General features: G+C 75.1%; 14 protein-coding genes. 4 read left to right on the forward strand and 10 right to left on the reverse strand.

The features are described 5' to 3' along the window. Window positions 1–36: 36 nt before the first annotated feature. The 3 genes from QSK00_RS08075 (at window position 37) to QSK00_RS08085 (ending at window position 3,801) form a co-directional block, all read left to right on the forward strand. On the forward strand, window positions 37–774 hold the full coding sequence (locus tag QSK00_RS08075; protein WP_285589357.1) for a cobalt-precorrin-6A reductase: 738 nt from the start codon (window positions 37–39) through the stop codon (window positions 772–774). A gap of 53 nt (window positions 775–827) precedes the next feature. Continuing rightward, entirely contained in the window at window positions 828–2,636 is a 1,809-nt protein-coding gene (locus QSK00_RS08080; RefSeq protein ID WP_285589358.1) for a helix-turn-helix domain-containing protein, read from the forward strand. Between the two features lie 70 nt (window positions 2,637–2,706). Continuing rightward, complete coding sequence (locus tag QSK00_RS08085) at window positions 2,707–3,801, forward strand: LLM class flavin-dependent oxidoreductase (RefSeq protein WP_285589360.1); 1,095 nt, start codon at window positions 2,707–2,709, stop codon at window positions 3,799–3,801. A 152-nt stretch (window positions 3,802–3,953) separates the two neighbouring features. On the opposite strand, the gene QSK00_RS08090 is transcribed toward QSK00_RS08085, so the two are convergent. Together QSK00_RS08090 and QSK00_RS08095 are read right to left on the reverse strand one after the other, a co-directional pair. Further along, complete coding sequence (locus tag QSK00_RS08090; protein ID WP_285589363.1) at window positions 3,954–5,165, reverse strand: MFS transporter; 1,212 nt, start codon at window positions 5,163–5,165, stop codon at window positions 3,954–3,956. Then, window positions 5,162–5,791 (reverse strand): hypothetical protein, encoded by a 630-nt coding sequence (locus QSK00_RS08095; protein ID WP_285589365.1) that lies wholly within the window; start codon window positions 5,789–5,791, stop codon window positions 5,162–5,164. Before QSK00_RS08095 ends, QSK00_RS08090 begins: the two co-directional genes overlap by 4 nt. A gap of 114 nt (window positions 5,792–5,905) precedes the next feature. Here QSK00_RS08095 and QSK00_RS08100 point away from each other — a divergent pair, with 114 nt between their 5' ends. Next, window positions 5,906–7,810, forward strand: a complete 1,905-nt coding sequence (locus QSK00_RS08100) for an alpha/beta hydrolase family protein (protein WP_285589366.1) — start codon at window positions 5,906–5,908, stop codon at window positions 7,808–7,810. Here the strand turns inward: QSK00_RS08100 and QSK00_RS08105 are convergent. From QSK00_RS08105 to QSK00_RS08140, 8 genes are all read right to left on the reverse strand, one after another. Then, on the reverse strand, window positions 7,749–8,528 hold the full coding sequence (locus QSK00_RS08105; protein WP_285589368.1) for a MerR family transcriptional regulator: 780 nt from the start codon (window positions 8,526–8,528) through the stop codon (window positions 7,749–7,751). The genes QSK00_RS08100 and QSK00_RS08105 overlap by 62 nt on opposite strands. After that, window positions 8,525–9,172 (reverse strand): DUF3159 domain-containing protein, encoded by a 648-nt coding sequence (locus QSK00_RS08110; RefSeq protein WP_285589371.1) that lies wholly within the window; start codon window positions 9,170–9,172, stop codon window positions 8,525–8,527. The genes QSK00_RS08105 and QSK00_RS08110 overlap by 4 nt, the downstream gene beginning before the upstream one ends. 63 nt (window positions 9,173–9,235) lie before the next feature. Next, window positions 9,236–9,799 carry a TetR/AcrR family transcriptional regulator gene (locus QSK00_RS08115; RefSeq protein ID WP_285589373.1) on the reverse strand — a complete coding sequence of 188 codons (564 nt, stop codon included), beginning with the start codon at window positions 9,797–9,799 and terminating at the stop codon, window positions 9,236–9,238. Beyond that, window positions 9,796–12,945: a carboxyl transferase domain-containing protein gene (locus QSK00_RS08120; RefSeq protein ID WP_285589376.1), complete on the reverse strand. Its 3,150-nt coding sequence runs from the start codon at window positions 12,943–12,945 to the stop codon at window positions 9,796–9,798. The genes QSK00_RS08115 and QSK00_RS08120 overlap by 4 nt, the downstream gene beginning before the upstream one ends. Before the next feature lies 1 nt (window position 12,946). Then, a complete protein-coding gene (locus QSK00_RS08125; protein ID WP_285589377.1) occupies window positions 12,947–14,524 on the reverse strand; it encodes an AMP-binding protein in 1,578 nt (525 codons plus the stop codon). A gap of 103 nt (window positions 14,525–14,627) precedes the next feature. Next, window positions 14,628–16,166 carry a precorrin-2 C(20)-methyltransferase gene (locus tag QSK00_RS08130; protein WP_285589378.1) on the reverse strand — a complete coding sequence of 513 codons (1,539 nt, stop codon included), beginning with the start codon at window positions 16,164–16,166 and terminating at the stop codon, window positions 14,628–14,630. Next, window positions 16,163–16,852, reverse strand: coding sequence for a precorrin-8X methylmutase (locus QSK00_RS08135; RefSeq protein ID WP_285589380.1), 690 nt, complete (start codon window positions 16,850–16,852; stop codon window positions 16,163–16,165). The genes QSK00_RS08130 and QSK00_RS08135 overlap by 4 nt, the downstream gene beginning before the upstream one ends. Further along, window positions 16,849–18,021 carry a ferredoxin-like domain-containing protein gene (locus QSK00_RS08140; RefSeq protein ID WP_285589381.1) on the reverse strand — a complete coding sequence of 391 codons (1,173 nt, stop codon included), beginning with the start codon at window positions 18,019–18,021 and terminating at the stop codon, window positions 16,849–16,851. The genes QSK00_RS08135 and QSK00_RS08140 overlap by 4 nt, the downstream gene beginning before the upstream one ends. Between the last annotated feature and the right edge of the window lie 32 nt (window positions 18,022–18,053).

The following is an 18,053-nucleotide window of genomic DNA, read 5'->3' on the forward strand; positions in this document are numbered from 1 at the left end:
GTCCTTCCGAGCGAACGGCACTCTCGCAGCATCTATGTGCGCGAAAGTGCCGCTCGTTCAGGACGGCGGGTCCTCGTCCTCGGCGGCACCGCCGAGGCCCGGGCACTGGCCGACACCCTGACCGCCCGGGGACACCACGTCACCACCTCCCTGGCCGGACGCACCCGCGACCCGCGCCTGCCGGCCGGGGAGATCCGAACCGGCGGGTTCGGCGGCGCCGAGGGTCTCGCGGCCGCCCTGCACCACGTCGAGCTGCTCGTCGACGCGACCCACCCCTTCGCCGCGCGCATGACCGACCACGCCGCGCAGGCCGCCGCGGCCACCGGCACGCCGTGGGTGGTGCTGCGCCGGCCCGGCTGGGTCGAGCAGCCCGGCGACCGCTGGGTCCGCGTCCCGACGACGGGTGCGGCGGCCTCGGCGCTCGGGGACGCGGCCCGCGTGTTCCTCGCGATCGGGCGCCAGGGCGTGCACCACTTCGGGCACCTCGACACCGTCCGCCTCGTCCGCGCGATCGAACCGCCCGAGGTGCTCCCGCCGCACGCACACCTGATCCTGGCGCGCGGCCCGTTCGACCCGGACGACGAGCGCGCGCTGCTCGCGGCGCACCGGATCGACGCGATCGTCGCGAAGGACTCCGGCGGCGCCACCGAGGCGAAGCTGGTCGCGGCACGGGAGGCGGGCGTCCTCGTCGTGCTGGTGGACCGACCCGCGCTGCCTGCGGGAGCGACCGTCGTCGCCGATGCCGATCGCGCGGCCGAGTGGGTGGAGCGATGACGGGACGGGATCCGGTGCGCCGGGCGTCCGGAGTGCTCCCATGCACCGTGCTCGTGGACGCCCTGCGGCTGCTCGCCGACGACGGCCCCGCCGCGGACCTCGAGCGGGCCGCGGCGGAGCTCGCCGCCACCGACCCGGCAGCGGCCGCCCTCGTGCTGCGGGTGCGCTCGACGATCGAGGCGGGCCGGCGGCGGGAGGCCGAGCTCGCGGCGCTCGTCGACACCGCGCGGGACCTCGCCGGGGAGTCCGACCCGGGCCTCGTCCTCGATGCCATCGTGCGCCGGGCCCGGGCCCTGCTCGGCACCGACGTCGCCTACCTGACCCTGTACGACGCCGAGCGCGGCGACACCTTCATGCGCGCGACGGCGGGGTCGGTGTCGGCGGCGTTCCAGGCGCTGCGCCTGCCCGTCGGGGCCGGCCTGGGCGGGCTCGTGGCGCAGTCGCGGCACGCGCACTGGACCACCCGCTACCCGGCCGACCCCCGGTACCGCCACACCGACGAGATCGACGCGGCGGTGGGGGAGGAGGGCATCGTCGCGATCTGCGGGACCCCGCTGCTGGTCGGGGAGGAGTTCGTCGGCGTGCTCTTCGCGGCCAACCGCTCCGCCCGGCCGTTCACCCCCGACGACGTCGCCCTGCTCGGGTCGCTCGCCGCCCTCGCGGCCGTGTCGCTCACCCAGACCCGGGCCGCCGCGGAGACGGCGACGGCCCTGGCCGGGCTCCGCGCGGCGCACGCCGACCTGGCGCGGGCCGCGGACGCCCACGACCGGTTCGCCGCCCTGGTCCTCGGCGGCGGCGACGTCACCGATCTCGCGGCCGCCCTCGCGGACCTGCTGCACGGCTGGGTCCGGGTCGTCGACGACGCCGCCGCCCCGATCGCCGCCGCCGGTCCGGTGCCGGACGATCTCGACGCCGCCGCCTGTGTCCGGGCCGCCGCGGCCGACCCGGGTCGGCTCGTCGCCGCCGAGGGGGCGGAGGCCGTGACCGTCGTGGCCGACCACCAGCAGCTCGCCACCCTGATCGTCGCGCCGCCCGCGCCGGGCGGGACCTCGCGGGGGCCCCGGTCGCGGATCGTCGAGCGCGCGGCCACGGTGAGCGCACTGGTCCTGCTCTTCCGCGCGCAGGCGTCGGAGTCGGAGCAGCGCCATCGAGGGGAGGCGCTGCTCGAGCTGCTGGACGGGGAGACGCCCAGCGCGGCGCTGCGTGACCGGGTCCGCGCGCTCGGCGTCGAGATCCGCCGCCCGCACCGGGTGCTCGTCGCCCGCTGCGCCGAGCACCAACGGGCGCGGCTCGCCGTCGACGCCGCCCACGCGGCGGGACGGACCGGGCTCGTCGCCGAACGACCCGACGCCGTCGTCGTGCTCCTTCCCGACGACGGGAGTGCTCGGCTGGCCGAGGACCTCGCCCGTCCGGCGTCGGACGAGTCGACCGCGGTGACGGTCGGGGTGTCGGAGCCGGTGCTGCCCGCGGACGGCCTGGCCGGGGCGGCGGCGGACGCGCGGCGGGCCGCCGAGGCCCTCGTGGCGCTCGGGCGGGAGGGGCGCGCCGGGTCGGTGGCCGAGCTGGGCTTCGCGGCCCTCCTGCTCTCGCGCAGCCCGGACGTCGGCGGGTACGTGGAGAGCGTCCTCGGCCCGCTCCTGGAACACGACCGTCGGCGGGGCACCGACCTCGTCGGCACCCTCGCGGCCTGGTTCGCCGCCGGGCGCTCGCCGACCCGCGCCGCGAGCGCCCTGCACGTGCACGTCAACACGGTCACGCAGCGCCTGGAGCGGGTGCGCGCCGTGCTGGGCGAGGACTGGCAGGAGCCCGAGCGCACCCTCGAGCTGCACCTCGCCCTGCGGCTGCGGGGCCTGGCGCGCTAGGGGAACAACGCTGGACCCGTCGGGGTTGGGGCGGCTACAGTAGTTGACAGTTCAACTTCAGGAGGTCGTCATGCAGTTCGGGGTCTTCACCGTCGGCGACGTGACGCCCGACCCGACCACGGGCCGCGAGCCGACCGAGGCCGAGCGCATCCGCGCGATGGTGACGATCGCGCGGAAGGCCGAGGAGGTCGGGCTCGACGTCTTCGCCACCGGCGAGCACCACAACCCGCCGTTCGTGCCCTCCTCGCCCACCACGCTGCTGGGTTACGTCGCCGCGCAGACCGAGCGGCTGGTGCTCTCCACGTCCACGACGCTGATCACGACCAACGACCCGGTCAAGATCGCCGAGGACTACGCGATGCTGCAGCACCTCGCCGAGGGGCGCGTCGACCTCATGATGGGACGCGGCAACACCGGACCGGTCTACCCCTGGTTCGGCCAGGACATCCGCCAGGGCATCCCGCTCGCGCTGGAGAACTACGCCCTGCTGCGCCGGCTCTGGACCGAGGACGTCGTGGACTGGGAGGGCCGCTTCCGCACGCCGCTGCACGGGTTCACCTCGACCCCGCGCCCGCTCGACGGCGTCGCCCCGTTCGTCTGGCACGGCTCGATCCGCTCGCCCGAGATCGCCGAGCAGGCCGCCTTCTACGGCGACGGCTTCTTCCACAACCACATCTTCTGGCCCGCGTCGCACACGAAGCAGATGGTGGAGTTCTACCGCCGCCGCTTCGAGTTCCACGGCCACGGCTCGGCCGACCAGGCGATCGTCGGGCTCGGCGGGCAGGTGTTCATGCGGAAGAACTCGCAGGACGCGGTCGACGAGTTCCGCCCGTACTTCGACCGGGCCCCGGTCTACGGCGGCGGACCCTCGCTCGAGGACTTCTCGTCGCAGACCCCGCTGACCGTGGGCTCGCCGCAGGAGGTCATCGACCGCACCCTGGGCTTCCGCGACTACGTCGGTGACTACCAGCGCCAGCTGTTCCTCATCGATCACGCGGGCCTGCCGCTGAAGACGGTCCTGGAGCAGATGGACCTGCTCGGTGAGGAGGTCGTGCCGGTGCTGCGCCGCGAGTTCGCCGCCCTGAAGCCGGCCCACGTCCCGGACGCGCCGACGCACGCCTCCCTCCTCGCGGCCCGCGACGCGCAGGAGCTGGCCGCGGTCTGACCATGGTTTCCGAACGAGCGGCACGTTCGCGCATACAGATGCTGCGACCGTGCCGCTCGCTCGTTCCGGGATGGCCCGACGACGGGTCGGTCGATTTCAGTGGCATCGGGTGCACCGGACGCGCCGTGGTGCCACTGACGTCCGCCGGACCCTCACGGGGCCGTGGCCGGCTCCAGGTCGCGCAGCGCACCGGACAGGCCGACCACGAGGACGACGACCACCCACACCGCCACCACCGAGAGCCCGGCCGCCACGGGGGACCCGACCTCCGCCACGACACCCGCCAGACCGATGCCCGCCGGTGCCGCGACCTGCAGCGACGCGTTCTGCAGCGAGAGCACCCGGCCGTGGGTGGCATCGGGGATCCGCTCCGCCTGCAGCACCCCGAGGATCGCGCTGAGCGTGGCGTTCGACAGCCCGAGCACCACGGCCCCGGCGAGCACGACGACCGGCGACGCGAGGCTCGCGATGGCGACGAACCCGCCCGTGGTCCCGACGAGCGCCCCGACGGTCCACCAGCCGCGGGAGCCGCGCACCCCCGCCGTCGCGAAGGCGGTGGTCCCGACGAGCATGCCCAGGGCGAGCGCCGTGAGGACGAGCCCGAGCAGGTCGGGGCGGCCGAGGGCACTGAACCAGACCGGCAGCACCAGCCCCTGCAGGCCGCCGAGGACGACGGCGAGCCCGAGCGTGAGCGCGACGGTCCCGCCGAGGAACCGGCTGCGCCGCAGGACGCGCGCGCCCGCGAGGAGTTCGGCGAGGACCGAGGTGCGGGCCGGGGCGGCCTCGACCCGTCCCAGCCGGTGGGGGAGCGCGAGCGTGAGCAGCGCGGCCGCGGCCGAGGTGGCGGCGGTGACGAACAGGACGGTGCTGCCGTCGAACAGCGTGAGCAGCGTGCCCGCGGCGGCCGGCCCGACGACGAGGGCGATCGAGGTCGTCGCCTGACGCAGCCCGACGAGCCGCTCCACCGACATCCCCGTGTGCCGGGCGACCGCCGGGACCAGCACCTGACGGGCGGTGAGCCCGGGGACGTCGCCGAACGACCCGACGACCGCCAGCACGATCAGCCAGCCCAGCGTCAGGCCCGAGACCAGGTCGACCACCGGGATCGCGGCGACGGCGAGCGCGGAGACGACGTCGGCGAGGATCGAGCTCGTCCGGCGGTGGACCCGGTCGATGACCAGCCCTGCCGCGAGGCCGACGACGAGGGCCGGTCCGGCCGTCGCCACCGAGACGGCCCCGACGCTCGCGGGACTGCCCGTGGCCTGCAGGACGATCAGGGGCAGCGCGACGGCGGCGAGCCCGTTGCCGAGCAGGCTGAACAGGTGGGCGCCGAGGTAGGCGAGGGCGACCGGCCGCACCGTCACGGTCTCCGGTCGACGAGCCGGCCCCGCAGGGTGAGGGCGCGTTCCGTGGCGGCGACCGCGCCCGCGATCCCGATGGCCGTCAACCACCCCGCGGACAGGGTCCAGGGCAGCGTGATCGTGCCGATCCGCGCGGCGACCTCGGGGTGGCGGGTCACCGACTGTGCGGCGTGGGCCAGCTCGACCGCACCGGCCACGAGGACGAGGAAGGTCGCGAGCGTGCCGAGCACGCGGCTCGCGGTCGGGAAGCGTCGGCCGAGGTTCGTCCGCCGGCCCTCGAGCGTGCGCGGGTGCGGATCCAGGGTCCGGTCCGTGCCGTCGTGCGCCACGTACGCGACCCGTTTCAGGCCGTGCTCGTTCTCGGCGATCTCGATGACCCCGGGCACCACGAAGGTGGCGGGCAGGCGGGACCGGGCGACCTGGACACGGTCGCGGTACAGCGTGGCGACGCTGTGCCCGCTGTTCGGGTCGGCGCCGTAGCGGACGTCGACGTCGAAGCGGTGGACCTCGACGTCGAGCCCGAAGCGGGTCCGGGTGAACAGGTGCCGGACGCGGAGCTCGGGGAGGGCGCTCCCGTCGCCGGGTCGGACACGGGCGAGCTGTCGCTGTCGGCGGTAGGTCGTGAGCATGCCGACGACGCTCACCCGTGCCGTCGCGGCACGCTCCAGTGCGAGTGGTCCACGCCACAGGCCCCTCGCGTCGCGACTTGAGGATGCCGCGACGGCATCGTTTCTCCTGCGCGCATGACCCGTTCCGACGTCCGAACCCGCCCGGTGTCCGTGGAGGACCTGTTCGCCCCTCCCGAGCGTGGCCGCCCCTCGATCTCGCCGGACGGCCGCCGGCTCGCGTTCCTCGCGCCCTGGCGCTCCCGCCTGAACGTCTGGGTGGTCGACCTGGGCGCCCAGGGGCAGGTCGATCTCGACCGCGCCCGCCGCGTCACCGCCGACGACCACCGCCCCGTGATCGACCACCGCTGGACCGACGACCCGCGCTTCCTGCTCTACCTGCAGGACGACGACGGCGACGAGAACCACCACGTGTTCCGGGTGGACCTCGACGACCCGGAGGCCGTGGCCGTGGACCTCACCCCCTACCCGGGGGCCCGCGTGTGGGAGATGGTCGAGGTGCCCGGACTGCCCGGCTCCGTCGTCGTGAGCCTCAACCACGTCGACCCCGCCCGGATCGACCTGTGCGAGCTCGACGTCGCGACCGGGGGGCTCACCGTCCTCGCCGAGGGTGGCGACGGGGCGTCCTGGTTCGTGACGAGCCGTCGCGAGCTCTACGAGGTGGCCGTCACCGAGGACGGATGGGAGCTGCGGCAGGGCCTCGACGACGGCGGGCGGCGCGTGGTCGCCACGTTCGCGGGGGACGACTTCCCCTACGGCCCGATGACCCACCCCGCTCCCGACGGCGCGGGCCTGTGGTTCGGTGCCTACGGCGACCACGACCAGCTCGCGCCCGCCCGGCTCGACCTCGCGACCGGCGAGGTCACCGAGATCGACCGGCACCCGACCCACGACCTCGACACGATCTCCGTGGTCGCCCCGCTGCTGCCGTCGCCCTGGATCACCGACCGCGCGAGCGGTGAGCTGGTCGGGGTGCGCTACTCCCGGGAGCGCCAGGTGATCCACCCGCTGACCCCGGGTTTCGCGGAGGTCCTGGCCGCGCTCGAACCCCTGTCCGACGGCGACCTCGGCCCGGTGACCTCGGACCGGTCCGGCCGGTTCTGGGTGGCGTCGTTCCTGCACGACCGGAACCCGTCGTCGTGGCTCTACGACCACACCACCGGCGAGGCGCGACCGCTGTTCCGTCCGCTGGGACGGATCGACCCCGAGGCGCTGGCCCCGACCCGTCCGGTGTCGGTCACGGCGCGGGACGGCCTCGAGCTGCCCTCGTACCTGACGCTCCCCGTGGGGTGGGACCGCGAGGAGCACACGCCGCCGCCGCTGGTGCTCATGCCGCACGGCGGGCCGTGGTTCCGGGACGTCTGGAGCCTGGACCTGCAGGTCCAGTACTTCGCCACCCGGGGCTACGCCGTGCTGCGACCCCAGTTCCGGGGGTCCACCGGCTTCGGCCGGCGCCATCTGCAGGCCGCCGTCGGCGAGTTCGGGGGCGCCATGCACGACGACCTGGTCGACGCCGTCGAGTGGACCGTGACCCACGGGTACGCCGACCCGGCCCGCGTCGCGATCTTCGGTGGGTCCTACGGCGGCTACGCGGCGCTGGTCGGGGTGACGTCCACGCCGCACCTCTTCGCCGCCGCCGTGGACTACGTCGGGGTCTCCGACCTCGCGGCCACCCTGCGCAGCTTCCCCGAGGCCGTGCGGCCGGGCCTGCGGCACAACTTCCACCGCTACGTCGGCGACCCGGACGTTCCGGAGCAGGAGGCCGACATGCTCGCCCGGTCGCCGATCAGGCACCTGGACCGCGTCGAGACGCCCCTCATGATCTTCCAGGGGGCGAACGACGTCCGGGTCCGGCAGTCGGAGTCCGACAACGTCGTCGAGCGGCTCCGGGGCCGCGGCGTCGAGGTGGCCTACCGCGTCTTCGCCGACGAGGGCCACGCCTTCGTCAACCCGGAGAACCTCATGACGATGTTCCGGGAGGCGGGGGAGTTCCTGGCGCGGCATCTGGGCGGGCGGCCGTAGCCCGCTCGGCCCGACCGAGCGTCCGGAGCCGCCGGAGGACGTCGAGCTGGGCGGGGTGGAACACCTCCGCCGACACCTGCTCGACCGTCCTCCGGTACCGGTGCGGGTTCTGCGACCCGAGCGTGTCGAGGCCGGGGAACCGGGCCCGGAGCAGCTGGAGGTCGGCCAGCATCCGCCGGGCGAGGTCGTCGCGCGCGGCCTCGTCCGCGTCGGGTGGGAGGGCGTCGAAGTCGTCGTCACTGGCCGAGCGGACGTCGTCGCTCAGCAGCTCGGCGTAGAGGCTGCGCTGCTCCGCAGGCAGCAGCCGCCCCATCACGGCCGCGAACCGCCGGTCCGGCTCGGAGAGCGCGGCGGCCTTCCCGACGACGGCGAACTCGGCCGGCAGGTCGGTCGGCAGCCGCTGTTCGAGCATCGCCGCCACCTCCTCCCGGACCTGCTGCAGGCGCTCGATCTGCGCGACGAGGTCGGCGTCGAGCGCCCGCAGGGCCTCCTCCGGGTGCTCGTCGCGGTCGCCGAGCTCGGCGATCTGCGCCAGGCCGAAGCCGAGTTCGACGAGCCGCGTGATGCGCAGCAGCCGGATCAGGTGGGTGACGCCGTACTGCTTGTAGCCGTTCGACCGCCGTTCGGGCTCGGGGAGGAGCCCGACGTCGTGGTAGTGCCGCACGCTGCGCAGACTCGTCCCGGCGAGGTCGGCGATCTCCCGGGTGCTCCAGGTCATCGGCTGCTCCTCGTCCCCCGAGCGGCCACCCGGACCGGGGTGACGAGGCGGTGGGTCGTCCGGCGGAACGCCCAGAAGACCACGAGGGTGACCAGTGCCGTCAAGGGGACACCGAGGGCGATCCGGGCGGTGGCGAGCCCCGCGACCGACCCGGTCCACCAGAGCATGCCGCTGACCAGCGCCCGGGCCCCGAGCATGGCCGCGACGGCGAGTGTGGCGAGATCGTGCGCCTGACGCGAGGGCCGGTCGGAGCGCCACGGGTGGCCACCGCCGTGCAGCACGTTCCAGAGCAGCCCGGTCACGGGCCGACCGACGACGAACGACGCCGCGACGGGTCCGAAGAGGGCGGCGGACGTCACGATGCCGACGAGGAAGAAGTCGCTCGCCGACCCGGTCCACAGCGCGATCCCGGCCGCCACCGCGACACCCAGCACGCCCCCGAGCGCGGCGGCGGTCTCCTCGCCGCGGAGCCTGCGCACGACCCCGAACGCGGCCGCGACGGCGAACGCGACCCCCGCGGTCACCGGCAGCGTGGTCAGGTTCGTGAGCACGACGAACATGACCTGCGGGAGCCCGGTGCCGACGATGCCCCACCAGCCGCCGAGGCGGTCGAGGAGGGTCAGGTGTGGGGTCTCGGTGAGCATGCCCGGCAGGACACGCCATGCCGTCGCGGCACACTCAAGCTCGGGCGGTCGACCGGCGCGCCGTCAGGCCCGGAGGCCGGCCAGCGCCACGTACGCCGCCACCGCCGCGTCGACCAGGTCACCGCGGACGTCCGGGTCCTCGTCGATCCGCTCGGCGAAGCGCCGGACGATCCCGGTGATCGCCTCGGACACGAGGAGCGGTGCCATGACCGGCGCCGCCCGGCCCTCGTCCGCCAGGCGGGCCAGGAACCGGGCGTTGCGCCGGTGCACGCGGTCGAGCAGCTCGGTCTGCACCGAGGAGTACGCCGGGTCGGTGCGGGCGAGCTGGGCGAGGACCTCGAGGACCCGGCGGTGGCGCACCGTGAGGTCGAGGTAGTCGGTGATCGCGCGGCGGGCGATGGTCGTCGGGTCGGAGGTGTCGCGGACCTCCTGGGCGGCGAGCACGTCGTCGCGGACCCGGGCGACCAGCGCGGCCACCACGTCGGCCTTGCCGGCCGGGAAGTGCGCGTAGACCGTCGGGCGGGTGACCCCGGCGGCCTCGGCCAGCTCGCCGACCGACGCCGCGTCCACGCCCCGACGCACGAGCACGCCCTCGGCGCCCGCGAGGATCGCCTCCCGGGTGCTCACCGGGTGTCCACGATCGCCCGCCGGGGCGGCAGGGGCCCGTCGGCCGCGGCCAGGGCGGCGAGGACGACCGCGGCCGTGTCGGCCGGGTCGATCACGTCGTCGATCTCGACCACCTCGGCCGCCGAGAGGGCCTTGCCCTGCTCGTAGAGCGCGGCGACCAGCTCGTCGTAGCGGGCCTGGCGTTCGGCGGGCCCGAGCGCCGCCAGCTCCTTCGCGTAGCCGAGCCGGACCGCGCCCTCCAGGCCCATCCCGCCGAACTCGCCGCTCGGCCACGCGACGGTCGCGACCGGCACCCGCATCGATCCGCCCGCCATGGCCATCGCGCCCAGCCCGTAGGCCTTGCGGAGCACCACGCACACCACCGGCACCCGCAGGTTCGCCCCGGCCACGAACATCCGGGAGAAGCGGCGCACCGTCGCGGTGGCCTCGGCGTCGGGACCGACCATGAAGCCCGGGGTGTCGCACAGCGAGACCACCGGCAGCCCACGGGCGTCGCAGAGCTGCAGGAACCGTGCCGCCTTCTCCGCGGCCTCGGCGTCGATCGCGCCGCCGAGCCGCCGGGGGTCGTTGGCCATCAGCCCGACGGGCCGGCCGTCGAGCCGGGCGAACGCGGTCACGATCCCGACCCCGTACTCCGGCCGCAGCTCCAGGACCGACCCCTCGTCGGCCAGCCCCTGCACGGCCGCGCGGACGTCGTAGACCCGGAGCCGGTTCTCGGGGACGACGTGGCGCAGGAGCCGGGCGTCGGGCCGCGCACCGGGCACGACGCGGTCGAGGGCGAGGTAGCGCCGGGCCACCGCGATCGCTGCCGCCTCGTCCGGGACCAGCACGTCCACGACCCCGTTCGGCACCTGGACCGAGGTCGGCCCGACGTCGTGGGGGTCGACCTCGCCGAGCCCGCCGCCGGCGATCATCGCCGGGCCGCCCATCCCGAGGTTCGCGCCCTCGACGGCGACGAGCAGGTCGGCGCACCCGGCGAGCGCGGCGTTGCCGGCGAAGCAGTAGCCGGCGACCACGGCCACCGTCGGGACCCGCCCGGAGAGGCGCGCGAACAGGGCGAACGTCGGCACGTCGAGCTGGGCGACCGCGATCGTGTCGGTCTCGCCGGGGCGTCCGCCGCCGCCCTCGGCGAAGAGCACGACGGGCAGGTCGTGGTCGAGCGCGAGGTTCAGGGCGCGGTCGGTCTTCGCGTGCGAGAGGACGCCCTGGGTGCCCGCGAGCACCGTGTAGTCGTAGGCGAGCACCACGACGCGGCGCCCGTCGACCGCGCCGATCCCGGTGACGATGCCGTCGGCCGGGGTGCGTTCGCGCAGGTCCGCCAGGGTGCGCCGCGCCCGCTGCGCGGCGACGGCGAACGCGCCGTACTCGACGAACGTGCCCTCGTCGCACAGGTCGGCCACGTTCTCCCGCGCGGTGCGCCGGCCCGCGTCCCGACGGCGGGTCACGGCGGCCGGGCGGGCCTCGTCGCGGGTGAGGTGTCGCCGGTCGAGGACCTCGGCGAGGTCGGGACGGACGTGGTCGGGGTCGATCTCGCGGTCGGCCTGCTCGGCCGTGTCGTGGGCGCCGGGCGCGAGGACCGCCAGCACGTCGCCCTCGGAGACGACCTCCCCGACGGCGACGACGACCTCGACGACCGTCCCGGCGCCCGGGACCCCGACGACGTGCTCCATCTTCATCGCCTCGAGCACGACGACGGCGGCACCCGCGGCGACGGTGTCCCCGGGACCCGCCTCGACGGCGACGACCGTGCCGGCGGTCGTCGCCCGGAGCTCCGTCCCGTCCTCCTCTCCTTCCTGTGTGAGGGGAACCCTCGTGCCATCAGAGCGCTCGGATCCTCCCCTCACGATCTCGGGGAGCAGCCGCTCGACGAGGCCGGTGTCGGGGGTGGGCACCTCCGGGCGGGCCAGCAGCGCCCGCAGCACCGGGACCGTCGTCGGGACCCCGTCGACGTCGAACGCGGCGAGGGCGCGGTCGAGGTGGCCGAGGGCGCGGCCGAGGTCGGTGTCGTGCACGACGACCTTCGCGAGCAGCGAGTCGTACCGCGGGTCGACGGTCAGGCCGACCCGTCCGTGCGTGTCGACCCGAACCCCCCGGCCCGACGGCGGGGTGAAGCGGGTGAGCGTGCCCGCGGCGGCCCGGACCGACCCGTCCGCGTCGATCGTCTCCGCGCACACCCGGGCCTGCACGGCCACGCCGCGCGGAACCGTCGGCAGGGTGAGGTCGGCGAGGCCGGCCCCGGCGGCGATCCGGAGCCCGGCGCCGACCAGGTCGATCCCGAGGACCTCCTCGGTGACCGTGTGCTCGACCTGCAGGCGCGGGTTGACCTCGAGGAACGCGATCTCGGCGCCGGCGACGAGGAACTCCACGGTCGCGAGTCCCCGGAGCGCGGTGGAGGCGCCGAGGGCGTGCGCGTGCTCGTGGAGCCGGGCCCGGACGTCGTCGGGGAGGTCCGGGGCCGGGGCGATCTCGACCATCTTCTGGTGCCGTCGCTGCAGGCTGCAGTCGCGGTCGGCGAGCACGGCCACGTCGTGCCCGTCGCCGAGCAGCTGCACCTCGACGTGGCGCGCGCCCTCGAGGTAGCGCTCGACGAACACGCGGTCGTCGCCGAACGCGGCCCGCGCCTCGGCCGCGGCGGCCCGGCGCGCCTCGTCGAGTTCCGTCCGGTCCCGGACCACCCGCATCCCGCGACCCCCGCCGCCCGCGACGGCCTTCACGACGACCGGCGTAATGGTGCCGTCGTCGTCGAGCACCGGCACCCCGAGCTCGACGGCACGGTCCCGGGCCCGGACCTTGTCGCCGAACAGCTCCAGCGTGGCGGGGGAGGGGCCGACGGTCGTGATGCCGGCGTCCTCGCACGCCCGCGCCAGCGCCGGGTTCTCGGACAGGAACCCGTACCCGGGGTGCACGGCGTCGGCCCCGGACTCCTTCGCCGCGGCGACGACGGCGTCGACGTCGAGGTAGGCGCCGGGTCCGGTGCCGGGGAGCGCCACCTCCCGTGGCAGGAAAGCGTCGTTGCTGTCACCGGACGCCAGGGAATCCGCGTCGTCGGCGGCCCGCACGAGCACCGCCTCCAGCCCGAGGGCCGCGACCGCATCGGCGATCCGGACGGCGATCTCGCCGCGGTTGGCGATCAGGACACGGTGCACGTCAGCTGTTCCTCGTCACGCGGATGCCGGCGGCCTCGCGGTCCCAGGTGGCCGGGCCGACCCCGGCGTCGCGCAGGAGGTTCTTCTGGACCTTGTGGGTCGGGGTCTTCGGCAGCGCGTCCGCCGTCTCCACGTAGCGCGGCACCATGAAGTAGGGCAGCCGGTCGACCAGGAAGGTCGTCAGCTCGGCCGGGTCGAGCTCGGCGTCGGGCTGGAGCACGACGACGACCTTGATCTCGTCCTCGGTGAGCGCCGACGGGACGGCGACCACCGCGCTCTCGTACACCGCCGGGTGCTCGTTGACCGTGCGCTCGACCTCGAAGCTGGAGATGTTCTCCCCGCGGCGGCGCAGCGCGTCCTTCATGCGGTCGCAGAAGAAGAAGCGGCCGGCGTCGTCGGTGCGGAAGGCGTCGCCGGTGTGCAGCCAGCCGTCGCGCACGACGCGGGCGGTCTCCTCGGGCCGGCCGTGGTAGCCGGCCATCACGGTGTGCGGCACCTGCGGACGCACGAGCAGCTCGCCGATCTCGCCGGGCCCGACGTCGCGGCCGTCGACGTCGACCAGCCGCAGGTCGTAGCCCTCGCGCGGGAAGCCGGCCTCGCCGCCGACCACCGTCTCCGGTGGCCCGTCGAGCACCGCGCCGATCTCGCTCATCCCATAGACGGCGGCGAGGTCGACGCCGAAGCGCCGCCGGAAGGACGCGACGTCGCTCGCGAGGGGAGCCATGATCGCGAGCTCGAGCGGGTTGTCGGCGTCGTCGGGAGCGGGCGCGCGCTGGGCGAGCAGCTCGGCCATCGCACCCAGCAGCACCGTGATGGTGATGCCGTGCTCGCGCACCGTCGGCCAGAACCCGCCGACCGAGAACCCCGGCTCGAGCACGCACGGGATGGCGTGGATCAGGGCCTGGTAGACGCCGTACCACTGGCCCGCGAGGTGAAACACCGGCAACGTGACCAGCGCCCGGTCGCCCGCGCGCGGTCGTTCCTGGTGCTCGCGGCTGGCGTAGGTGTAGGCGTGCGCGTGGGGGACCAGGACGCCCTTGGAGAGTCCGGTCGTCCCCGACGTGTACATGATGGCGTGCAGGTCCTCGGGGCGGCGACGGACCGGGTTCGCCGGGGCGTCCACCTCGTCCAGCCCGATCACGCGGAACCGCCCCGGCGGCAGGACGTGCCCGTCGACCGGGCCGCGGACCACGACCGTCCGCAGCGCCGGGACCTCGTCCGCGATCCGCGCGAGCCGGTCGAGGTAGTGGGCCTCGACGACGAGGGTCACGGCGCCGCAGTCGCGGAGCACGTGGGCGAGGAAGGCGCCCTTGTAGGCGGTGTTGACCGGTACCTCGACCCCGCCGGTCAGCACCACGCCGAGCCAGACGTGCACCGCGTCGAGGGAGTTGTCCAGCAGCAGCGCGACGGGCCGGTCGACTCCTGCCCCGAGGCCGCCGCCGACGCGCAGGGACCGCTCGAACGCCTGCTCCAGCGTCCACGTCCCGGTCCGGTCGGTCTGCGTGACGGCGTCCCCGACGGCGAGGGCGCGTTCCACCGCGGCCAGCAGGGTCCGGTCCTCGAGTGCGGGCAGGCCCACGGTTCGTCCCCTCTCGCAGCGTCGCTCCGAGGACTTTACAGAGCTGCCAAGCCTCGAGAGGCACGACGACGCGCCCTGCCCGGGGAGCCGCGCCCGTCGGAGGTCATGCCGGGCCGGAGGTCCACCGCCGGGGACTGAAGACGCGGTCGGCCACCCAGCGCGTCTGCGACGACCCGATGATCAGCAGGGTCCGCATGTCGATCTCGGACGGCTCCAGCGCACCGAGCTCGACGACGCGCACCGACTCCTCGGGCCCGTCGACGTCGCGCCCGACGATCACCGGGGTCGCGTCGTCGCGGTACTTGAGCAGCAGCTCCTTGGCCGCCTCGACCTGCCACGTCCGGGAGCGGGACGCCGGGTTGTAGAGGGCGATCACCATGTCGGCGTCGGCCACCGCGGCGAGCCGGCGCTCGACGACCTCCCACGACTTCAGGCGGTCCGACAGCGAGATCGTCGCGTAGTCGTGGCCCAACGGCGCCCCGATGCGGGCGGCCACGGCATGGGCGGCGGTCACGCCGGGGAGCACCCGCACCTCGACGTCGGGGTAGTCCTCCGCCGCGACCTCGACGACCGCCGAGGCCATCGCGAAGACCCCGGGGTCGCCCGAGGAGACCACCGCGACCCGTCGTCCGGAACGGGCCAGATCCAGGGCGAAGGCGGCGCGCTCGGACTCGACCTTGTTGTCCGACCCGTGGACGCGCTGACGCGGGTTCACCGGCACCCGGGCCACGTAGGTGGTGTAGCCGACGACGTCGTCCGCGGCCGTGAGCGCGCTGAACGCCTCCGGGGTGAGCCGGTCGCGGCTGCCCGGGCCGAGTCCGACGACGGTGACGAGGCCGGTCGACGATGTGGCGTCACTGTCACTGGATGCCAGCAACGACGCTTTTCTGTCACGCGGGGCGCCGTCCGCCCGCGCCTGCTCCGTCGTCGCCACGTGCACCCGCGAGGGCACGATCCCGACGCTGAAGTACGGCACCGACGCCGGGTCGACGTCCTCGAGCCGGCCCTGGCGCTCCTCGGGCTGGCTGGCGCGCTCGACGTACCGGGCCTCGTCGGCACGGCCCGCGACGCGCAGCGCCGTCCGGACCCCCGTGAAGGTGCGGCCCAGCTTCATCACGGCGGCGGCATCGGTGTCGGCCAGGCGCCGGGCGAGCTCGTCGGGCGGGAGCGTGCCGGGCAGCACGGTGAGGACCTCGTCGCGCTCCACCAGCGGCGTCCCGAGCGTCGCGGCCGCGGCGGACACGCTGGTCACCCCGGGCACCACCTCCGCGGCGTACCGGTGCGCCAGCCGCTTGTGCAGGTGCATGTAGGAGCCGTAGAAGAACGGGTCGCCCTCGGAGAGCACCACCACGTCGCGGCCGGCGTCGAGGTGGGCGGCCAGCCGGGCGGCCGCCTCGGTGTAGAAGGCGTCGATGCGGCCCTGGTAGTCGTCGGTGTCCTCGGTCGTGACCGGGTAGGTCAGCGCCTCCTCGATCTGCGTGCCGAGGTATCCCGCCGCGATCCGCCGGGCGTTGGAGCGCCCGTGCCGTGCGCAGTGGTAGGCGACGACGTCGGCGGCGCGGATCAGGTCGACGGCCTTCACCGTCATCAGCCCGGGGTCGCCCGGACCGACGCCCACGCCGTAGAGCCGGCCCGTCGTCATGCCTTCGCCCCGAGAGCCAGTGCGTTCACGGCCCCGACCGTCATCGCCGATCCACCCCGGCGGCCGTGCACCACGACGTGCTCGAGCTCCGAGGGATGTCCGGCCAGCGCCGCCTTCGACTCCATCGCGCCCACGAAGCCGACGGGCAGGCCCAGGACGACGGCGGGTCTCGGTGCGCCGGCCTCGATCAGCTCCAGCAGGCGGAACAGTGCCGTCGGGGCGTTGCCGATGGCGACGACGGCGCCCTCCAGCAGCGGCATCCACAGGTCCAGCGCGGCGGCGGACCGGGTCGTCCCGAGCGCCGCGGCCTTCGCCGGGACGTCCGGGTCGTTCAGGGTGCACACCACGTCGTTGCCCGCCGGCAGGAACCGCCGCGTGATCCCGGAGGCGACCATCATCGCGTCGCACAGCACCGGCGCCCCCGCCCGCAGCGCCTCGTGGGCGGCGGCGACGGCACCGGGCGTGATCGCGGTGTCGGCCCCGAGGTCGGTCATCCCGCAGGAGTGGATCATCCGTACGACCAGATCGTGGGCGTCCGCCGGCAGGTGCTCCAGCGACGCCTCGGACCGGATGATCGCGAAGGAGCGCCGGTAGATCTCGTCGCCGTCGACCACGTGGGCAGGGATCGCCCGCGAGTCCGGCTCATGAATGACGCCCGCCGTCGGAGCCACGTCGCCCGAGATCATCCGTTCACCTTCCCCGAGCGCACGATCGTCCGGTACGTGCCGCTCGTCTCCGCTTCCACCACGGCGACCCTGCCACCCGGGGTCCCGCACGCCCGCGAGCAGCCCACCCAGTGCTGCCGCACCTGCCCGCCGACGTGCCCGGACGCCACGGCGGCCGCCAGGTCACCCCGTACGTCGGTCAGCGACTTCCGGCACCGCGGCGCCCCCACGCACGCCGAGATCCCACGCCAGCGCGACGACGGATCGGTCTCCACCAGCCCACGGAGCCGCTGCGCGGCGTCCGCCGGTGCGTCGCGCAGCACGAGCGTGCGCCAGGGTGTCGCGCGCAGCGTCGCGCCCCGGTCCAGCAGCTCCAGCAGTGCCATGACCGTCGGCAGGTCGACCTCCCCGAGCCGGGGGAGCACCTCCAGCGCGGTGCCGTCCGTGCCCAGGCTCGTGGGGTCCGCCGGTCCGGGCTCCAGGGTCCCGACGCCGGGTGTGGTCACCTCGGCGAGCTCGGCCCCGACCGCGGCCCGGGCCGCGTCGTCGAGCTCGCGCACCCGCCAGGCGGACCCGCGGTGCGTCGTGAACGCGTCGACGGCGGCGAGGGCGAGGACGGCCGGGTCGTCGTGCCGCAGTCCGGTGTCGACGCCGTCGAGCAGCAGGGCAGCCCCGTCGTCGTCGGGAAGGACGACCGTGATGTCGCCGCCCTGCCCGCTGACGTCCCCCTCGGTGGCAGGAAAGCGTCGTTGCCGGCGTCCAGTGGCAGGAGAGCCACTCCGTCGGTCCTCGATGGCCACCAGCAGCCGCCCGGGCACGTCCACCCGGCCCCGCAGCCCCGTCGCCACCGCCCCGGCCACCGGGTCGACGGCCGTCGACCGGGGGGAGGCGATGATGCTGCAGGGCACGTCGCGGCCGCGGGCGTCGACGAGGGCGTCGGGGCGGTCGTCACGGAGCGCATCGGCGAGGTCGTCGGCGGTGGTACCGGCGAGCCCGCGCACCTGCCACGATCCCCGGGAGGTCAGTTCGATCGGCGACCCGCCGGCCGCGGCCGCGCCCGCCAGCAGGCGGAGCTCGGTGGCGGTGGTGGCCCCGCCGACCGGGCGGAACCGGGCCAGTGCGCCGTCGGCGGCGTCGTGCCGGCGCCAGGCGCCGGGGCAGGCGTCGGGCCGGGATCGGGTGCGGGGCATCCGCCACACAGTACGGCCGATGACACACGGTG

This window comes from Actinomycetospora sp. NBRC 106378 (assembly GCF_030269685.1).
Lineage (GTDB): Bacteria > Actinomycetota > Actinomycetes > Mycobacteriales > Pseudonocardiaceae > Actinomycetospora.

Coding starts and splice junctions, on each gene's coding strand:
- QSK00_RS08085 (WP_285589360.1), top strand. CDS start 2,707: ATGCAGTTCGGGGTCTTCACCGTCGGCGACGTGACGCCCGACCCGACC.
- QSK00_RS08095 (WP_285589365.1), bottom strand. CDS start 5,791: ATGCTCACGACCTACCGCCGACAGCGACAGCTCGCCCGTGTCCGACCC.
- QSK00_RS08100 (WP_285589366.1), top strand. CDS start 5,906: ATGACCCGTTCCGACGTCCGAACCCGCCCGGTGTCCGTGGAGGACCTG.
- QSK00_RS08105 (WP_285589368.1), bottom strand. CDS start 8,528: ATGACCTGGAGCACCCGGGAGATCGCCGACCTCGCCGGGACGAGTCTG.
- QSK00_RS08110 (WP_285589371.1), bottom strand. CDS start 9,172: ATGCTCACCGAGACCCCACACCTGACCCTCCTCGACCGCCTCGGCGGC.
- QSK00_RS08130 (WP_285589378.1), bottom strand. CDS start 16,166: ATGACGACGGGCCGGCTCTACGGCGTGGGCGTCGGTCCGGGCGACCCC.
- QSK00_RS08135 (WP_285589380.1), bottom strand. CDS start 16,852: ATGATCTCGGGCGACGTGGCTCCGACGGCGGGCGTCATTCATGAGCCG.
- QSK00_RS08140 (WP_285589381.1), bottom strand. CDS start 18,021: ATGCCCCGCACCCGATCCCGGCCCGACGCCTGCCCCGGCGCCTGGCGC.